This is a genomic window from Yoonia sp., assembly GCF_036007805.1.
Classification (GTDB): domain Bacteria; phylum Pseudomonadota; class Alphaproteobacteria; order Rhodobacterales; family Rhodobacteraceae; genus Yoonia.
In genome coordinates, this window is record NZ_DASYOK010000035.1 from 1 (window position 1) to 1,661 (window position 1,661).

At 58.1% G+C, this 1,661-nt stretch carries 2 protein-coding genes and 1 pseudogene; 1 reads left to right on the forward strand and 2 read right to left on the reverse strand.

What is annotated here, in order from left to right:
* A partial coding sequence (locus VGP75_RS01825; RefSeq protein ID WP_327542025.1) for a hypothetical protein occupies window positions 1–209 on the forward strand: 209 nt, incomplete at its 5' end.
* A 7-nt stretch (window positions 210–216) separates the two neighbouring features.
* Here VGP75_RS01825 and VGP75_RS01830 read toward each other — a convergent pair.
* Together VGP75_RS01830 and VGP75_RS01835 are read right to left on the reverse strand one after the other, a co-directional pair.
* Window positions 217–1,125, reverse strand: a complete 909-nt coding sequence (locus VGP75_RS01830) for a Gfo/Idh/MocA family protein (RefSeq protein ID WP_327542026.1) — start codon at window positions 1,123–1,125, stop codon at window positions 217–219.
* Window positions 1,125–1,661, reverse strand: a pseudogene (locus VGP75_RS01835) (dihydroxy-acid dehydratase); the annotation flags it as partial. The gene VGP75_RS01830 and the pseudogene VGP75_RS01835, both read right to left, overlap by 1 nt.

Sequence of the window (1,661 nt, forward strand, 5' to 3'; positions counted from 1 at the left end):
CGTTTCAGCGGGCAAGCGGGCCGCTGCAATTCCGGGGGTCATCGGGTTGGACATGGCTGGATCCTGTCTGGCGTGTCACCCTCAGCCTGCCACAGTTTTATTTTTTATCAAATGGTAAATTTTTGGCAGTTTATGAAAACAGCCGAAGACGCCTTTCGCACGGGCAGGATGCCTCCGGCGGAAGTTTGATTAGACATGGAAAATCATAAGGTTAGATTAGAAGTGGAAAGGCGCGACCACGTTGCGTTTGCCGAGTGTCAGCGCGTCCGCCACATGCAGCATCGGTGACAAATCCACCTCGGATGCATTTGTTTTGACCAATTCCGCCATCCGGTCATAGAGCGCGGGATACTCACGATCCGCCCCCGCAGCGACCTCATTGCCATCAATCAACAGCCGCGCACCCCCATCATGAAGAGACAGCGCACCGGTGGTCGTCTCGACCGTAATATCCCAGCTTTGCGGACCTTCCTGACGCCAATCGAAGTCACCACTCACATTTTGCGTCCATTGCATATGCGCCGCAATCGGCGTGTCGCGGTTCTCGGGGAAAAACAATTCAGCCGACCGCAAATGGATCGGCATCGGCAGGATTTCCGTGATGATTGACAGCGCATTGCTACCCGGATCAAACACACCCATCCCGCCGGGCGCAAAGACCCAATCCTGCCCCGGATGCCAGCGCCGCACGTCCTCTTTCCAGCAGATATGCGCGCCGGTCACAGTTTTATCCGCAAGCCACGCCTTGGCGGGTGCCACGCCTTTCGCCATCCGGCTGTGCCATGTCGTATAAAGCGAAACACCCGCCGCGCGGGCCATATCGGCCAGCGCATATACCTCGGCCAATGTGGCACCGGGGGGTTTTTCAAGCATCACATGACGGCCCGCTGCAATGGCCTTGGCCGCGTAATCATAGCGCGGCACCGGCGGCAGACAGAGCGAGATGACGGGGATATTGGGCCGCTCAGAGAGCATCTGATCAAAATCGGTGAAGGATTGCACGCCATCAACGGTGCCGGCCCGGCTGACCGTCGCGGCGAGTTCCCAATCGTCACTCCCACCTATCGCAGGCACATGTTGATCGACAGCGATCTTGCCGATCCCGACCAGACAAATGGCTGTCATCAATGCGCCTCTTTGCCAACAGCATTCCCACGATGCCCGACGAGGAAGTCAAAATCGGCCCCCGTATCGGCCCCCATGACGCGATCATGGTAAAGCATCGCATAACCACTTTCAGGCCGCGGGTTCGCACCGGATTTTTCAGCGGTCCATGTCGCCAGACGCGCGGCAAGCTCATCATCGGAAATATCCAGATGCAGACGCCGCCCCGCGACATCCAGCTCGATCATATCACCCGACTGCACCACTGCGAGCGGCCCACCGACAGCCGCCTCGGGCGACGTATGCAGCACCACGGTGCCAAAGGCCGTTCCCGACATGCGCGCGTCCGAAATCCGCACCATATCGGTGATCCCTTTCTTCAGGATCTTGGGCGGCAAGCCCATATTGCCAACCTCTGCCATCCCCGGATAACCGCGCGGGCCGCAGTTTTTCAGAACCATCACGCAGGTTTCGTCAATATCAAGATCATCATCGTTGATCCGCGCCTTATAGTCGTCGATATCCTCGAACACGACAGCACGGCCACGGTGCTGCAT

Excerpts from the sequence above, each read along its gene's own strand:
- VGP75_RS01830 (WP_327542026.1), bottom strand. The coding sequence starts at position 1,125 with ATGACAGCCATTTGTCTGGTCGGGATCGGCAAGATCGCTGTCGATCAA.